The sequence below is a fragment of the Megasphaera hexanoica genome (assembly GCF_043520715.1).
Taxonomy (GTDB): Bacteria; Bacillota; Negativicutes; order Veillonellales; family Megasphaeraceae; genus Megasphaera; species Megasphaera hexanoica.
Genome location: NZ_CP171361.1, coordinates 1,664,422 through 1,677,992, shown reverse-complemented (window position 1 = coordinate 1,677,992; position 13,571 = coordinate 1,664,422). Strand labels below are relative to the sequence as shown.

General features: G+C 49.7%; 18 protein-coding genes. 6 read left to right on the top strand and 12 right to left on the bottom strand.

Annotated elements, in window-relative coordinates:
* The first annotated feature begins 52 nt into the window (after positions 1-52).
* The 3 genes from ACGTIC_RS08260 to ACGTIC_RS08250 are packed head-to-tail and all read left to right on the top strand — an operon-like array spanning position 53 to position 1,803.
* A complete protein-coding gene (locus ACGTIC_RS08260) occupies positions 53-844 on the top strand; it encodes a DUF4931 domain-containing protein (protein ID WP_075582310.1) in 792 nt (263 codons plus the stop codon).
* A 3-nt stretch (positions 845-847) separates the two neighbouring features.
* Entirely contained in the window at positions 848-1,576 is a 729-nt protein-coding gene (locus tag ACGTIC_RS08255; protein ID WP_113855982.1) for a metallophosphoesterase, read from the top strand.
* Positions 1,573-1,803 carry a hypothetical protein gene (locus ACGTIC_RS08250; RefSeq protein ID WP_059077446.1) on the top strand — a complete coding sequence of 77 codons (231 nt, stop codon included), beginning with the start codon at positions 1,573-1,575 and terminating at the stop codon, positions 1,801-1,803. Before ACGTIC_RS08255 ends, ACGTIC_RS08250 begins: the two co-directional genes overlap by 4 nt.
* Before the next feature lie 105 nt (positions 1,804-1,908).
* On the opposite strand, the gene ACGTIC_RS08245 is transcribed toward ACGTIC_RS08250, so the two are convergent.
* From ACGTIC_RS08245 to ACGTIC_RS08215, 7 genes are read right to left on the bottom strand one after another with little or no spacing between them, the layout of a single operon-like run.
* Complete coding sequence (locus ACGTIC_RS08245; protein ID WP_113855983.1) at positions 1,909-3,462, bottom strand: HAMP domain-containing sensor histidine kinase; 1,554 nt, start codon at positions 3,460-3,462, stop codon at positions 1,909-1,911.
* Complete coding sequence (locus ACGTIC_RS08240; RefSeq protein WP_059077444.1) at positions 3,459-4,127, bottom strand: response regulator transcription factor; 669 nt, start codon at positions 4,125-4,127, stop codon at positions 3,459-3,461. Before ACGTIC_RS08240 ends, ACGTIC_RS08245 begins: the two co-directional genes overlap by 4 nt.
* A 9-nt stretch (positions 4,128-4,136) precedes the next feature.
* Complete coding sequence (folK, locus tag ACGTIC_RS08235; protein WP_059077443.1) at positions 4,137-4,616, bottom strand: 2-amino-4-hydroxy-6-hydroxymethyldihydropteridine diphosphokinase; 480 nt, start codon at positions 4,614-4,616, stop codon at positions 4,137-4,139.
* Positions 4,613-4,975: a dihydroneopterin aldolase gene (gene folB / locus ACGTIC_RS08230; RefSeq protein WP_059077442.1), complete on the bottom strand. Its 363-nt coding sequence runs from the start codon at positions 4,973-4,975 to the stop codon at positions 4,613-4,615. Before folB ends, folK begins: the two co-directional genes overlap by 4 nt.
* Positions 4,976-4,993: 18 nt before the next feature.
* Positions 4,994-5,839 (bottom strand): dihydropteroate synthase, encoded by an 846-nt coding sequence (gene folP, locus ACGTIC_RS08225; protein ID WP_113855984.1) that lies wholly within the window; start codon positions 5,837-5,839, stop codon positions 4,994-4,996.
* Positions 5,836-6,444 (bottom strand): GTP cyclohydrolase I, encoded by a 609-nt coding sequence (gene folE, locus ACGTIC_RS08220; RefSeq protein WP_234995338.1) that lies wholly within the window; start codon positions 6,442-6,444, stop codon positions 5,836-5,838. The genes folP and folE overlap by 4 nt, the downstream gene beginning before the upstream one ends.
* A gap of 12 nt (positions 6,445-6,456) precedes the next feature.
* Positions 6,457-6,855: a DUF3592 domain-containing protein gene (locus tag ACGTIC_RS08215; protein ID WP_059077440.1), complete on the bottom strand. Its 399-nt coding sequence runs from the start codon at positions 6,853-6,855 to the stop codon at positions 6,457-6,459.
* A 123-nt stretch (positions 6,856-6,978) separates the two neighbouring features.
* Here ACGTIC_RS08215 and ACGTIC_RS08210 point away from each other — a divergent pair, with 123 nt between their 5' ends.
* A complete protein-coding gene (locus ACGTIC_RS08210; RefSeq protein WP_113855985.1) occupies positions 6,979-8,085 on the top strand; it encodes an acyltransferase in 1,107 nt (368 codons plus the stop codon).
* Between the two features lie 73 nt (positions 8,086-8,158).
* On the opposite strand, the gene ACGTIC_RS08205 is transcribed toward ACGTIC_RS08210, so the two are convergent.
* The 4 genes from ACGTIC_RS08205 to ACGTIC_RS08190 all read right to left on the bottom strand — a co-directional run bounded on the left by ACGTIC_RS08205 (position 8,159) and on the right by ACGTIC_RS08190 (position 10,335).
* Positions 8,159-8,536: a hypothetical protein gene (locus ACGTIC_RS08205; protein WP_234995339.1), complete on the bottom strand. Its 378-nt coding sequence runs from the start codon at positions 8,534-8,536 to the stop codon at positions 8,159-8,161.
* A 123-nt stretch (positions 8,537-8,659) separates the two neighbouring features.
* Complete coding sequence (gene queF, locus ACGTIC_RS08200; RefSeq protein ID WP_075582304.1) at positions 8,660-9,154, bottom strand: preQ(1) synthase; 495 nt, start codon at positions 9,152-9,154, stop codon at positions 8,660-8,662.
* 81 nt (positions 9,155-9,235) lie between these two features.
* Positions 9,236-9,796 carry a signal peptidase I gene (lepB, locus tag ACGTIC_RS08195; RefSeq protein WP_059077436.1) on the bottom strand — a complete coding sequence of 187 codons (561 nt, stop codon included), beginning with the start codon at positions 9,794-9,796 and terminating at the stop codon, positions 9,236-9,238.
* A 92-nt stretch (positions 9,797-9,888) separates the two neighbouring features.
* Complete coding sequence (locus ACGTIC_RS08190; protein WP_113855986.1) at positions 9,889-10,335, bottom strand: DUF523 domain-containing protein; 447 nt, start codon at positions 10,333-10,335, stop codon at positions 9,889-9,891.
* Between the two features lie 290 nt (positions 10,336-10,625).
* Between ACGTIC_RS08190 and ACGTIC_RS08185 the strand changes: the two genes are divergently transcribed.
* Positions 10,626-12,278, top strand: a complete 1,653-nt coding sequence (locus ACGTIC_RS08185) for an acetolactate synthase large subunit (protein WP_059077434.1) — start codon at positions 10,626-10,628, stop codon at positions 12,276-12,278.
* Positions 12,279-12,305: 27 nt separating this feature from the next.
* Here ACGTIC_RS08185 and ACGTIC_RS08180 read toward each other — a convergent pair whose 3' ends face one another.
* Entirely contained in the window at positions 12,306-12,980 is a 675-nt protein-coding gene (locus tag ACGTIC_RS08180) for a hypothetical protein (protein WP_113855987.1), read from the bottom strand.
* A 147-nt stretch (positions 12,981-13,127) separates the two neighbouring features.
* On the opposite strand from ACGTIC_RS08180, the gene ACGTIC_RS08175 reads away from it, so the two are divergent.
* Positions 13,128-13,526 (top strand): thioesterase family protein, encoded by a 399-nt coding sequence (locus ACGTIC_RS08175; protein ID WP_075582300.1) that lies wholly within the window; start codon positions 13,128-13,130, stop codon positions 13,524-13,526.
* Positions 13,527-13,571: the final 45 nt, after the last annotated feature.

The window sequence follows — 13,571 nt, the reverse complement described above, 5'->3', positions numbered from 1 at the left end:
CGTATCTCTATGCTACAATATACGGTAGGTATTAGTAAAGGAGTCCGTCATAATGGAACACAATCCGTCATTACATACATTGATATACAATCTGGACCTGGGCAGGACAAAGCCGGATACGGTGCACCGCGACGCGTCGTACTGCCCGTTCTGCGACGTGGCACATTTAAAAAACATCATGGAAACGCGGGGACACATGATATGGCTGGAAAATGCCTATCCGGTCCTCAAGGATTCCTGGCAGACACTAATCATCGAAAGTGACGACTGCGACGGTGAATTTTGTGAATATACGCCGGATTATGCCACAAAGCTCATCGATTTCGGTCTGGAAAAGTGGCAGCAGGTCAAAGAAATGGGGCGCTTCCGTTCCGTCGTTTTTTACAGGAATCACGGTTACATGTCCGGTGGAACTATTCATCATCCCCATTCCCAGATAGTCGGATTTGAAAACTATGATTATCATGACGACATCAAGCTCTACCATCTCCTGGGGACGCCCATCATCGAAGAAGACGGTCTGGAAATCAATCTTTCAACCCGTCCCATCATCGGCTTTTATGAAGTCAACCTGATTCTTGAAAACAAGGAAAAACTGCCAGAGTTCGTTCGCTATATGCAGCTCGTCGCCCACTACTTCATCCACGATTTCGTGTGGCGCAACGAAAGCTATAACATCTTTTTCTACGATTTTCCCGGTGACAGCCGGCTCTTTGTCAAAATAGTCCCACGTTTTCTTACCAATCCGCTGTACGTAGGATATATGATTGCCCAGGTCGCCAACAAGGGACATCAGCAGCGGGTTATAGAAAAACTGCGTACCATTTTATCGGAAAGGAAATAATATATGCGTTTATTTGCAATCGGTGATTTACATCTGTCCGGTAATCCGCCTAAAAAGCCCATGGAGGTCTTTGGTCCCCGCTGGATCAATCACTGGCAGCGGATCCGGGAAGACTGGCTCAGCCGTGTCCATGAAGACGACGTCGTCCTCATCGCCGGTGATACATCGTGGGCCATGCATCTTAAAGAAGCTCAGGAAGATCTCGACGAAATCCGGGAACTTCCCGGCACGAAATATATCATCCGCGGCAATCACGATTACTGGTGGGAAAGTGCCGGCAAGTTAAACCGCCTCGATGAAGGAAAGGGCATGCACTACTTATACGGCAGCACCGTCACTCTCGACGAAGGCCGCATCGCTGTCTGCGGTACTCATGGCTGGGTCTGCCCCGGCGACATCCACTATCATGAAGAAAAAGACGCCAAACCTTACCGCCGGGAACTGCTCCGCGTCGAACGGTGCCTGCAGGAAGCGGCAGCACTGAATTGTGAGCACACGATTCTGCTTCTCCACTACCCGCCGGTCTGTGATCTGACAAGACCCAGCGGTTTTACAGAACTTCTGGAAAAGTATCACGTTCCTCTGTGCGTGTTCGGCCATCTCCACGGCATGCAGCCCAACACCATGTTCCCCCGCAGATATAACGGGACATTGCTGCAGCTCGTCTCTGCCGATTACCGGGACTGCCAGCTGCTGGAAATTACATTTGATGATAAAGGAGAAGAATCATGAGCCAGATTGCCCAGAAACATCTATTAGCCGGGTTCATCTTCGGCGATAAAGAAAATAACGAATACATCTATCTGCCCGGTGGCGAAGTCGGCACGGAACATCCACTCTGCGTGTATGAACACGATGGTTCCCGGGAAGATATTCCCCTGGAAGAAGCAGGCTATCTCGTCGGCCATCTGACGCTGAAGCCGTGCAGTCATCCCGTGCTGGGAAAAAAGTCGTTTTAATGCAATATGAGGCCGCAGCATAATGACATGAACCATTCATTTTGCTGCGGCCTCCTTTATTTGCCGTTCATAGCAGTTTTGCGACAGTCATCCGAATGAAACGAATCAGCAGGCTTTCAGAGTAAACCAGAATGTTACGCCGTCCGGTTCATTGTACACGCCATACGTTTCATGGTGCAGTTTCAATAAGGCTGCCACGATTCCCAGACCCAGGCCATGACCGCCAAAAATACGCTGGGATTTACGGGTCCTGGCGGCATCTACTTTATAGAACGGTTCCCAGACGCGGCTCAGGTCATGCTCCGGTATCTGGATTCCCTGATTGTAGATACTGATGGTATAACGGTCTCCCGAACGGACGGCAGAAAGAATAATACGTCGTCCTTTTTCCGTATAGTCGATAGCATTGGAAAGGAAATTGCTAAGGACTGTATCAATGCGTTCCGGATCGGCATAGACGACCATTTCTTCAGGCAGGCAGCACGAAAACCGGATTTCTTTTTCCTTCAGGACTCCTTCGAAACGGCAGCGCGCTTCTTCTACGAGAGCCCGGAAATCAAACTCCGTCATATCGATGCGGAACGTCCCCGTTTCCAGCCGTGACAGGTTGAGCAGGTCCTTCACCAGATGATCCATCTTCATCGTCTCACTGTGTATGACCTTGCAGTAATGCTGCCTCGTCGATTCATCCACATCGAGACTGTCCAGCCCTTCGGCATATCCCTGGATAAGGGCCAGTGGCGTCTTCAGCTCATGAGACACAGCAGAAATAAATTCTTTACGCATCTTTTCCACTTCATTGGCTTTTTTTAGCTGTACTTCCAGTTCGCTATTTGCCTGTTTGAGCTCTGTAAGGGCCGTATTCAGCTGATTAGACAAATTATTCAGGCTCTGGCCCAGTTCCCCGATTTCATCATTGCGCGTATTCGTCCATTTATGGGAAAAGTCGAGATGGGCCATAGCAACAGACAGCTTTTTCAGATGAATCAACGGCTTCGTCAGGGCGTTGGTAAACAGGATGGAACCGATGATGGCAACAAACAGCCATATGATACCGCACAATGCAACGAAATTCTGCACGACGACAACGGTCGCTTCCAGTGGTTCCAGCGGTTGGGAAACAATAACGTAACTATTACGGTCTTCGTCTACAGGATAGACATAACTGATGAATCGCATGTGATCGTCCCGGCCGTCAATGTAAATTTCATTAGTTTCATCCTGGCTTAAGGCTTCGCCATTGAACAGTTTGCGCATGATGGTGACATGCCGTGGCTCTTTCATCGGCTGCTCTTCCCCATCGGGATTGAGCCTTTTCAGTCCTGGGGCAGTAAATTCCTGCTGTCCCTTGAATGACGGTCTTCCCAGTACAGCTTTCCGGTTCGGCATGGACGAATACACAAGATGCTGATTGTCCACGATATAAATGACAGAACTGTTCTGCTGGCTAAGGCGGTCGAACTGTTCTGTATTATCGGTCCCGGCTTCGTGGTACATGCGGCCGATATCCTTGGACATAGATATAAGTGTGTCCTTCCTGTATTCCAGATAAAAAGTCTTAAAACCTATCCCAATAGCCAGCATGAGCAGCAGCGCCGACAAAATCGTAAAGGCAGCAAGGAAAAAGCATGTTTTTTTGCGCAGTGATATCTTCATCATTTCGACGCTTCGTAACGGTACCCGTAACCACGTACGGTTTTAATGACATATCCTTTGTCACCGAGTTTAATGCGCAGTCTGTTAATATGCGTATCAACCGTGCGAAGATCGCCGTAATATTCATAATTCCAGACTTTATTGAGAATCTGGCGGCGGCTCAGCGCTTTGCCGGCATTGGTCATGAGATAGTTGAGCAGTTTATATTCTGTCGGACTGAGATCAACGTTTTTGCCATCGATGACGACCTGACGGGCATCTCGGTCAATAGATACACCTTCAGCCGCCTGGGGTTGTTCTTCTTCAGCTTGTACGCGGCGCAGCAGCGCTTTTATTTTGGCTACGAGAATTTTGGGGCTGAAAGGTTTGGTTATATATTCATCGACACCCAGATCGTAGGCAAAGAGCTGGTCTATTTCTTCACCTTTCGCCGTCAGCATCATAATAGGTACAGTCGATTCCCGGCGGATTTCCCGGCAGACCGTCCACCCGTCGTATCCAGGCATCATGACATCGAGAAGAATCAGATCCGGATGTTCTGACCGGTATTTTTCCAATGCTTCTTTTCCATCAGCAGCTTCTACGATTTCATAGCCTTCTGGTTTTAAAAAATCAATGACCAGCTGCCTCATCAATTGTTCATCATCGGCAATCAGTATCTTTTCCATAATCTTCTCCTATTCTATTTTAATAATCTGCCTGCGTTCGGGCAGCTTTATCAGCAGTTGTCCGATATCAGTTCCCCCTATCGTCAGATGAGGGGCAATTTCCTGCAATGGCACGAGGACAAAAGCCCGCTGTGTCAGATATGGATGGGGCAGTGTCAGCTCTGCGGTCCGGCAGGTCACGTCAGGACTGTACACGAGGTCTATATCGATCGTGCGGGCTCCCCATTTTTCGTGCCGTACCCGGCCCAATGCCGTTTCCACAGCCTGACACTTCCGGAGAAATTCCACGACAGGGAGCGATGTCTCTGCCAGTGCTGCCGCATTGATGAACGGCGGCTGATTCTCTTTTCCCCAGGGCGGAGTTTCATAAAAGGATGATACAGCAGCCAGACGCACCCCGTCAAGAGCCGATATGGCACGGACCGCCTGCTGCAGCGTTTCCTTCCGTCTGCCCAGATTAGCCCCCAGGCTCAGATAGACCCTGATCACGACCGGCTCCGCCTGATGACAAAGGTCACATCATCAAAATGACCGTCAATGGGCGCCTGCGGCTTGTGGAGTGTCACTTCCACCGCCTGTATCCTGTGATACGTATCAAGTACCGTATCGGCAATAACGGCAGCTACTTTTTCGATCAGTTTGTATGGCCTGCCTTCGACGATTTCCTGTACTGTCGTATAGACGGCACTATAATCTACTGTATCTTTGATGCTGTCACTTTGCACGGCATCGCTTGTATCCAGTTCCATGATCAGATCGACGGAAAAAGGCTGCCCCTTTCTCGTTTCTTCCGGAAATACGCCGTGATACCCATAAAAATGCAATCCTTTTAATACTATTTTATCCATAGGAATCTCCTTATCCACTTATTCCGGCCGTAATGCATCGGCCATTTTACACATGCGTGCTATAGGTCCGACGTCATGGACGCGGACGATAGCCGCCCCGTCGAGTACACCGGCTACACAGGTTGCACCTGTTCCTTCCATGCGTTCCGTCACAGGAAGATCCAGGATGCGTCCGATGAACCCTTTACGGCTCGTACCGAGAAGCAGCGGATAAGGCAGGTCCGTCAGTTCGCGGAGATGTTTCATGACGTACACATTCTGTTCAAACGTCTTGCCAAACCCGATTCCGATTCCCGGATCAGTAATAATGTTATCGCGGCTGACACCGGCAGCGTCGGCAATAGCTACGGAGCGGGCAAAAAAAGCCTTCATATCGCCTATGATATCGCCGTATTCCGTCCCATCCTGATTGTGCATGACGATGACCGGCACGTCGAATTCAGCGGCGACGGCGGCCATTTCTCCCGGTTCCGGGGCGTATTGCAGTCCCCATATATCATTCATGATGTGGGCACCGCAGGACATGGCATAATGTGCCGTCTTGGCCTTGTAGGTATCGACCGATACGGGAACCGGGCAGTCTGATACGAGGCGGCGCAGGATGGGTTCCAGTCGGCTGATCTCTTCCTCTGCCGAAATAGGGGTAAACCCCGGCCGTGATGATTCGGCGCCAATGTCGATGATATCGGCACCGGCCGCTACCATATCTTCCATATGGTGAAGAGCCTTATCCACGTCATTCCAGCTCCCGCCGTCCGAAAAGGAATCGGGCGTATAATTCAATATGCCCATAATCAATGTCTTATCCCCGACAGTAAGAGTCTTGCCATCTTTCCAGTGATACGTGCGATGTTGTCTTGTCATTCCTGTGCATCCCCTTCCATAAGCAGTTTCCATGCCTGATGCCCTGCATCGGTACCGTCGGCCAGACATCCCAGCCCGGCCTGGGTAATAATATCTGAATCGCCGCCCAGATGATTGCGCATGGAAAGGCACAAATGAGTCCCCCGGACGATGACCAGGGCACCTCTGGCCCCCAGTCCATCCTGAACGGCTTTACATATTTCATAGGTAAATCGTTCCTGAAGCTGCGGTCTGCGGGCCAGTACGTCTACCACTTCGGCAAAGTGGCCAAACCCGGCTATTTTGCCTTCTGCCGGATAATACGCGATGTGAACGATGCCAAAAAAAGGCAGCAGGTGATGTTCACACATGGAATAAAACCGAATGTTGCGTACGGCAACCAGCCCGTCCGACTGGGTAGGGATTAATTCACCCCAGCAGTTTTCCGGATTTTCTTTCAAGCCAGAAAAGAAATGGGAAAAGGCCATAGCTACCCTGTACGGTGTTTTTTCCATGCCGAGTTGTTTGAGGTCCAGTCCCAGAGCCTGCAGAAAATCTCCCGCGGCCTGTACGGCCTTTTCGTTCACTTCAGTCTGCTCCGTCATATGTTTTGAAAAATCAGTCATGACTATACTTCCTTACATTGTAATATAATAAGTTGCAATAAATATCAAGCCGCCGACAATGATCATGAACGGACTGGCATACTGCTGCAGCGTCGTCTGTTCGTGATACAAATAGATTTCTTCCGGTTTTTGCGGATTGTAGCGGATATCGACGGTATCGCCAGCTTCAAAGCTCCACTCACTGTTGCCGAAGGTATAGCGGGCCGTATACTGCTCTGCTCCCGCCTGAAAGCGGATGACGGGGTAATACATATCGCCGCTTTTATTTTTCTGTACGTCAAACTGCACCACCGTGCCCGTTGCCGGAACCGTACAATGCCTCGTCAGGGCACGCAGCCGCCAGCCATGCCAGGTGCCGATACCGATGAACAGCACGCCAAGGACAGCTGGTACATAATAGAAAATGCTCATTGCGCCATGTCTCCTTCTAAGAGGATGGAAACCCTCTCTTAACTATCTCTACATGTGTCTTAAAATATGATACAATAAAAAGCTGAAAGTATCTAGTGCAAACTTATATGAATGAGGTGCGAGATGTCAAAACGTTTTATACAGTCTATTAATTATATGCGTGGCCTTTGTATGCTGGGAGTCATCGGGATCCACGTCGGCTCCGTAGCCCTTCTCAGCCCCTCTCCCAATCTGGGACTGGTCGCCGTGCTGGAAATTCTCTCCCGCTTTTCCGTTCCGGCCTTTTTTTTCCTGTCCGCTTTCGGCATGTTCCTCAGCCAGCCTCTCAATCAGCCTTTTGTATACAAAGAGTACCTGAAGCGCCGCCTGCGCACGGTCCTAATCCCTTACCTCTCCTGGTCCTTATTTTACATGTTGTACGTTTCCGTCATCGGCCATAATTTTACTCTGTTCCATCCCGGACAGTTCATCCGTACACTCTGGTACGGCCTGGCCATGTATCACATCTATTTTCTCGTCATTCTCCTGTGGTTCTATTTTCTCATGCCCCTCTGGCGGCCCCTTTTGCGCTGGATGGATAAGAAACCGGCCCTATCCTTTACCATTCTCTTTTTCGCCAACATGATATTTAACTTCTATTCCAGTTATATCTGGAATTTTCATTTTGCCAGCCCGATTCTGCAGGATGCCTTCAATTACCGCCTCAATTACGTCGTCCTTCATTATCTGTTCATCTTCCTGTTCGGCGCTTTTACGGCAGAACACTTTTCCGCCGTCTGCGACTGGCTTATAAATCACGGACTTCTGGTCAATCTCTTCCAGGGGCTTTCCACAGCAGGCATGCTGGCCGCTTATTACGGCATCATGTACTATAAGGGCTATGATGCCCTGTCTGCCGTGTTTACCATCCACCAGCTCAGTCCGGTAGGAATGGTTTATACTTTGTCTACGATGCTGTTCTGCCTGTACTGGTGGCAATGCCGTCCCGTGCCGCGTGCGGTGGATAAAGTGTTTTCTCTCCTGGGCGATTACTCCTATCCCATCTATCTGGTCCATCCCCTGTTTCTGGCACTGCTCACCCATCTGGCATCTCACTTTCATATTTTTCTGCGCAGTCTGTACATCATGGCCATCTACTGCATCGTAACTCTCCTGGCCATCGCCTTTTCCATCGTCGTCACCAAAGCTACACTGCCGCGGTGGCTGCGCATCTGCATCAAAGGAAAATAACCACATACATATAGACGCAGAAAAGAAGCGGCCGCATTAAGCATAAACACGTAATGCGGCCGCTTCCATTTTGTTATTTATTGAGTTTTTCCAGTACTTTCTGCAGTACTTCATCGGCCATGCGGGCCCGTGCCTTGATGACATTATTGCCGTTCTTGATGGATTCGGGATAAAAACTGCTTTTATACTTGCTCTTTTTCGTCTTTGTTACCATTTCCTTGAGCTGGATGGTCTGTTCATCCACGTTGTAGACATAGGTGCAGTAATCCGTCGAATCACCAGCTTTTTCTACCGTATGGAAGGTAAGAGTCTGCATGCCTGCCGGATAGGAAATCTTCGCTGAGCTCATATCAATAGTCGTAAACTGATTGTACTGCCACACTTCTTCCTTGGCAAAAGCCGTAACGGATACAGCCAGGGACAAAACCAGGGCAGCCAGTATTTTTTTCATTTTCAAGAAGAACACCGCCTTTATGTTTACTATGAACTATCGTTTGTTCTATTATACCATATCTTTTCCAATTTCTGTCAATGGCAGAAAAACTGAGACAAAACCGTAACCTGAAAGTATCTGTCAACGGTTGTCGATGGTTTCCGGATAGAGATCGTGCTGAGACAGGCGCTGCCAGGCTACCTGTTCCCAGGGAGTCCCGGCACGGCCGTAATTGCAGTACGGGTCGATGCTGATACCGCCACGGGGCAGGAATTTCCCCCACACCTCAATGTATTTCGGGTCCATGGCATGGATCAGGTCGTCCATGATGATGTTGACACAGTCTTCGTGGAAGTCCCCGTGATTGCGGAAACTAAACAGATAGAGCTTCAGCGATTTGCTTTCTACCATCCGCTGGTCCGGTACATACGAAATATACAAAGTAGCGTAATCGGGCTGTCCCGTCTTGGGGCAGAGACTGGTAAATTCGGGACAGTTGAACTTGACGAAATAGTCCCGGCCGGGATGTTTATTAATAAACGTTTCCAACAGTGATGGATCATAATCGAACGTATAGGCTGTATGCTGATTTCCCAGAGACGTAACTCCCTGTAATTCTTCCTTTGTGCGGCTCATAAAAAAACTCCTTTCCTACAAAAAAAGTGCAAGAGTACGGCACGTATACAAGCGGTACGCGCACCGGCTCTTACACCCTATTTACCAAATGACTTTCCCCAGGACGTGATCAACCGGGACCGGCCCGATGAAGCGGCTGTCACTGCTGTGGTTACGGTTATCGCCCATGCAGAAGACATATCCTTCCGGCACCTGGACTTCCCCTTTGCGGCTATAAGTCATGGGTTCATTGATATACGGTTCATCCAAAGCCTCACCGTTGCGCCATACTTTGCCGTCATGGAAAGCCAGCGTGTCGCCCGGGCGGCCAATGACCCGTTTTACCCAGACATTCTTCGTCTGGAAGCGGGAGCTGAACAGGGCCAGATAATTGTCCATTGGTTCGGCTACGTCATCTTTCCACGTCCGGGGATAGCCGACGCGGCTGTCGATGATGACGATGTCACCGTAATTGGGTACATCTCCCATAATATGTCCCATTTTTGAAATAATCAGATATTCACCGTTATGCAGGGTCGGCACCATGGATTCACCTGAAACCCGTGTCGGCTGCAAAAAGAATATATGGATAACCATGGCAATGGCCAGCGCAATGACAATGGCATAGAGCCATTCCAATATTTCATGTAATACCGTATTCACTATATGTTCCTCCTCGCGTACTTATATATTGTAGCAAAGAGGCCCCTATAAAGCAAGCAATATTTCCACGGCGGCCGGTAAGAACAGGCGTCTTACAACTGTTCCAGGAGCCAGGGAATACGGCTTTCGCCAACAACGGAAATGCCCTCTTTCCTGAACAGGGCCGCTGTCACGCCATCACCTTCTGTAAGAGTGCGCGTAAACGTGCCGTCGTAAATGCAGAAGCTGCCACAGGACGGGCTTTTCTCCTTGAGGACGGCCCAGCGGCAGCCATATAGCCTGGCCAGGCGCAGTGCCTCACGTGCTCCCCGTTCATACTCAGCGGTCATATCGCGCCCTTCCCGGGTAAAGACGCCGTTTTTGGATCGTTCCGCTGCTGGTCTCGGCGTAGCCAGGCCTCCGGCCTGTTCCGGACAGACGGGAATGAGCACGATGTCTTTCCGGCTGCACAATGGGGTAATCTCCGGATACTCCCGGCATTGCCCGTCATAACGGCAGGATTGCCCTAAGAGACAGGCACTGATGATAATAAACTGCATAAATCGCATCTCCTTTCACATTACGAAAGAAAAATTTGTATGTTAAATTTTAGGATGCAGAATATAATTCTACATCGCGGCATAATATTTGACAGGTAATTTATCATAAACATTGGATAAACCCTTGTATTTACAGTATTTTATTTCTCCATTCATTCATTTTCGCAAAGGAAAGAATTATTAAAACTAGATTAAATTTCATATTGTGAAATTGAAAAAGTCATTTCCAGATACTATAATTGGAGCCGCAACAGAAAAGTATCTGTGTTATTAAGAGAGGGGATCATCCAATGAAAACAAAACAGCGCAATACAGCCGATCTTTTAGTCGAATGTCTGGAAGAAGAAGGCGTTCATTATATTTTTGGCATTCCCGGCGAAGAAAACCTCGCCATCATGGAAGCACTGAAAAGATCTAAAATAGAATTCATCACTGTCCGTCACGAACAGGGCGCCGCCTTTATGGCTGACGTCTATGGCAGACTGACCGGCAAGGCCGGCGTCTGCATGGCAACTCTCGGGCCGGGGGCGACAAACCTCATCACCGGCGTTGCCGATGCCGACTGCGACGGGGCGCCGCTGGTTGCTATTTCCGGTCAGGTAGGCACAGACAAGATGCACATTACGGCCCATCAGTATCTGGACCTGCGCTCTATGTTTGAACCGATCACCCGCCGCGCCTATACGGTCGTCCGGCCTGATACGATGGCAGAAATCACACGGCTCGCCTTTAAATATGCCGAACGGGAAAAACCAGGTGCTACCTTCATCGACCTGCCGGTTAATATCAGTAAAATGCCCGTCGGTGACGACGAAAGGCCACTGCAGCGCAAGACCATCCAGCCGGAAACGGCCCTGGAAGCGCAGATTGAAGCCGCTGCATCCATGATTTCCTATGCCAAGAATCCGGTCATCCTCGCCGGAAGCAGCGTTATCCGCAGCCATGCCACAGAAATGCTCACTAAATTTGCAGAAAAGCTGAAACTGCCGGTTATCAATACGATGATGGCCAAAGGGGCTATTCCCTTTGACAATCCCTATTCGATGTGGACTGTCGGCATCCCCATGGACGATTATCAGACGAAGATGTTGGAAAAAGCCAGCCTGGTCATCGCCATCGGTTACGATATCATCGAATATGCCCCGGCTAAATGGCACATGTCCAACGCCGATATCATCCATATCGATACGATGCCGGCCGACATCAACAAAAATTACCAGCCCGAAGTGGAAGTCGTCGGCAATATTCCCGATGCGCTGGAACGGATCATGAATAAAGCAGCCCGCCTGCAGGAACCGGTCCCCTTCCTCAATCTGCGGAAACAGATGGTCGAAGAACATGAAAGCTATGCCCAGGACCTTTCCTATCCTGTCAAGCCGCAGAAAGCACTCATCGACTGCCGGCGCGTCATGGACAAGGATGATATCGTCATCTCCGACGTAGGGGCCAATAAGGTCTGGGTTGCCCGCCATTATAACTGCTATAAGCCCAATACATGCATCATCTCCAACGGATTCGCCACCATGGGTCTGGCCGTCCCCGGCGCTATTGCCGCAAAACTGGTCCATCCTGACAGAAAAGTGCTGGCCATCACTGGTGATGCCGGCTTCATGATGAACTGCCAGGAATTCGAAACGGCTCACCGGCTGGGAACGAATTTCGTCACCCTCATCTTCAATGACCGCAGCTACGGCCTGATCAAATGGAAGCAGGACATGCAGTACGGCCATCACGAATACGTCGATTTCACCAATCCTGATTTCGTGAAATTTGCCGAAAGCATGGGGGCCATCGGCTACCGCATCGAAAAGGCGGAAGACCTGCTGCCGACGCTCATCAAATCCTTCAAGCAGGATAAACCAGTCATCATCGACTGCCCCATCGATTACAGTGAAAATATGAAACTGACCCATCATCTGGAAGAACTGATGAAGGAACTTTGAGAAAGGTGATCTTACGAAAAAATGCCGCTATGAACGCGGCATTTTTTTTGCATTTTCCAGCGCAGACAGCAGTGTATCGGGAAGATGCTGATCTTCTTCGTTGTGACCGAAGATAACGGCTATTTCAACGAAATCGCCATGCTGCCAGGCCAGAACATAAATGGACTCGGTAAAATAAGACTGGTTGATGAGCAGTACGTGACGCAGCCGGCTTTCATAGAACGTCGTCCCCCGCACTTTCCGTGCCGTGAATGGCTGAACCAGTTCAAATTCTGATGGGAGAGAAATACGGAGCCGGTTATTGGCATGGCTGGCCAGCGTCTGCGCCGACGGGCGGCTGCCAATATCGCGGAGATAGGCATTCTCCTGCTGTTTTCCTTCTACGGCCGCTTCAACCTGCCATATGTCAAGGCTGTAGCGCAACATGTATCCGTATTGAAAACTGGCATCATCCTTTTCTACAATCTGCCAGCATACCGGTTCGGCCGGATATATTTCTTCCAGCATACGTACGACATCATTGCCATAGGACCGGGCTGTCAGAAATGGCTGCGTCCCTTCTTCCATCGTGATATCCGGAGGCACTGTCACGATTCCCCAGTTGTCAAACCGCGTTTCCACGCCTTTATCTTTATCTTTCGCCATTACAGGCAGGCTCAGGCAGATAAGAGCCAGAGCCACAAGACACCATTTACCCTTCACGAGCTACCCTTCCTTCTCCTATTGCTTACAAGTATAATTCATTGTACCGTATTTCTTTTATAAAGTCCACTGGCCGGACCCGTCCTATTCATTCTGCGCACAATATGGTACAATAAAATAAAAAAATGAATAGCGAGGGATGAAATAATGGATTTCACACTTACTCTGCAATCTTCTGCAGAAACAACAGAAAAAGTTACCGAACAGAATACAGCTATCCGCTACGCCAGCGGCACGGCCCCCGTCTACGCCACACCGGCACTGGTAGGCCTCATGGAACACGCCGCCGTTCTGGCCGGTGATTCCCAGCTACCGGAAGGCTATAGCACCGTCGGCATCTCCATGAACGTCAAGCACCTGTCGGCCACTCCTATTGGCCTTACGGTCCGTGCCAAAGCCGTCCTGACAGAACAGGACAGACGAAAACTGACCTTTACCATCCAGGCCTGGGATGATGCCGGACTCGTTGGGGAAGCCGTTCACGAACGGTTCATCATCGAATCGGCACCGTTTGTCGCCAAGGCGGAAAGCAAACTGAAAAAATAACTTCGTAAGCAAAACCCCACAGGAAGGAATCATCCTCCTGCGGGG

What these genes read in the sequence shown, in the direction of transcription:
- folB (WP_059077442.1), bottom strand. Translation starts at nt 4,975, where the DNA reads ATGGATAAAATAGTATTAAAAGGATTGCATTTTTATGGGTATCACGGC.
- ACGTIC_RS08215 (WP_059077440.1), bottom strand. Translation starts at nt 6,855, where the DNA reads ATGAGCATTTTCTATTATGTACCAGCTGTCCTTGGCGTGCTGTTCATC.
- ACGTIC_RS08245 (WP_113855983.1), bottom strand. Translation starts at nt 3,462, where the DNA reads ATGATGAAGATATCACTGCGCAAAAAAACATGCTTTTTCCTTGCTGCC.
- folP (WP_113855984.1), bottom strand. Translation starts at nt 5,839, where the DNA reads ATGACAAGACAACATCGCACGTATCACTGGAAAGATGGCAAGACTCTT.
- ACGTIC_RS08240 (WP_059077444.1), bottom strand. Translation starts at nt 4,127, where the DNA reads ATGGAAAAGATACTGATTGCCGATGATGAACAATTGATGAGGCAGCTG.
- ACGTIC_RS08205 (WP_234995339.1), bottom strand. Translation starts at nt 8,536, where the DNA reads ATGAAAAAAATACTGGCTGCCCTGGTTTTGTCCCTGGCTGTATCCGTT.
- ACGTIC_RS08210 (WP_113855985.1), top strand. Translation starts at nt 6,979, where the DNA reads ATGTCAAAACGTTTTATACAGTCTATTAATTATATGCGTGGCCTTTGT.
- ACGTIC_RS08250 (WP_059077446.1), top strand. Translation starts at nt 1,573, where the DNA reads ATGAGCCAGATTGCCCAGAAACATCTATTAGCCGGGTTCATCTTCGGC.
- ACGTIC_RS08255 (WP_113855982.1), top strand. Translation starts at nt 848, where the DNA reads ATGCGTTTATTTGCAATCGGTGATTTACATCTGTCCGGTAATCCGCCT.
- ACGTIC_RS08185 (WP_059077434.1), top strand. Translation starts at nt 10,626, where the DNA reads ATGAAAACAAAACAGCGCAATACAGCCGATCTTTTAGTCGAATGTCTG.
- folE (WP_234995338.1), bottom strand. Translation starts at nt 6,444, where the DNA reads ATGACTGATTTTTCAAAACATATGACGGAGCAGACTGAAGTGAACGAA.
- ACGTIC_RS08260 (WP_075582310.1), top strand. Translation starts at nt 53, where the DNA reads ATGGAACACAATCCGTCATTACATACATTGATATACAATCTGGACCTG.
- queF (WP_075582304.1), bottom strand. Translation starts at nt 9,154, where the DNA reads ATGAGCCGCACAAAGGAAGAATTACAGGGAGTTACGTCTCTGGGAAAT.
- ACGTIC_RS08175 (WP_075582300.1), top strand. Translation starts at nt 13,128, where the DNA reads ATGGATTTCACACTTACTCTGCAATCTTCTGCAGAAACAACAGAAAAA.
- ACGTIC_RS08190 (WP_113855986.1), bottom strand. Translation starts at nt 10,335, where the DNA reads ATGCAGTTTATTATCATCAGTGCCTGTCTCTTAGGGCAATCCTGCCGT.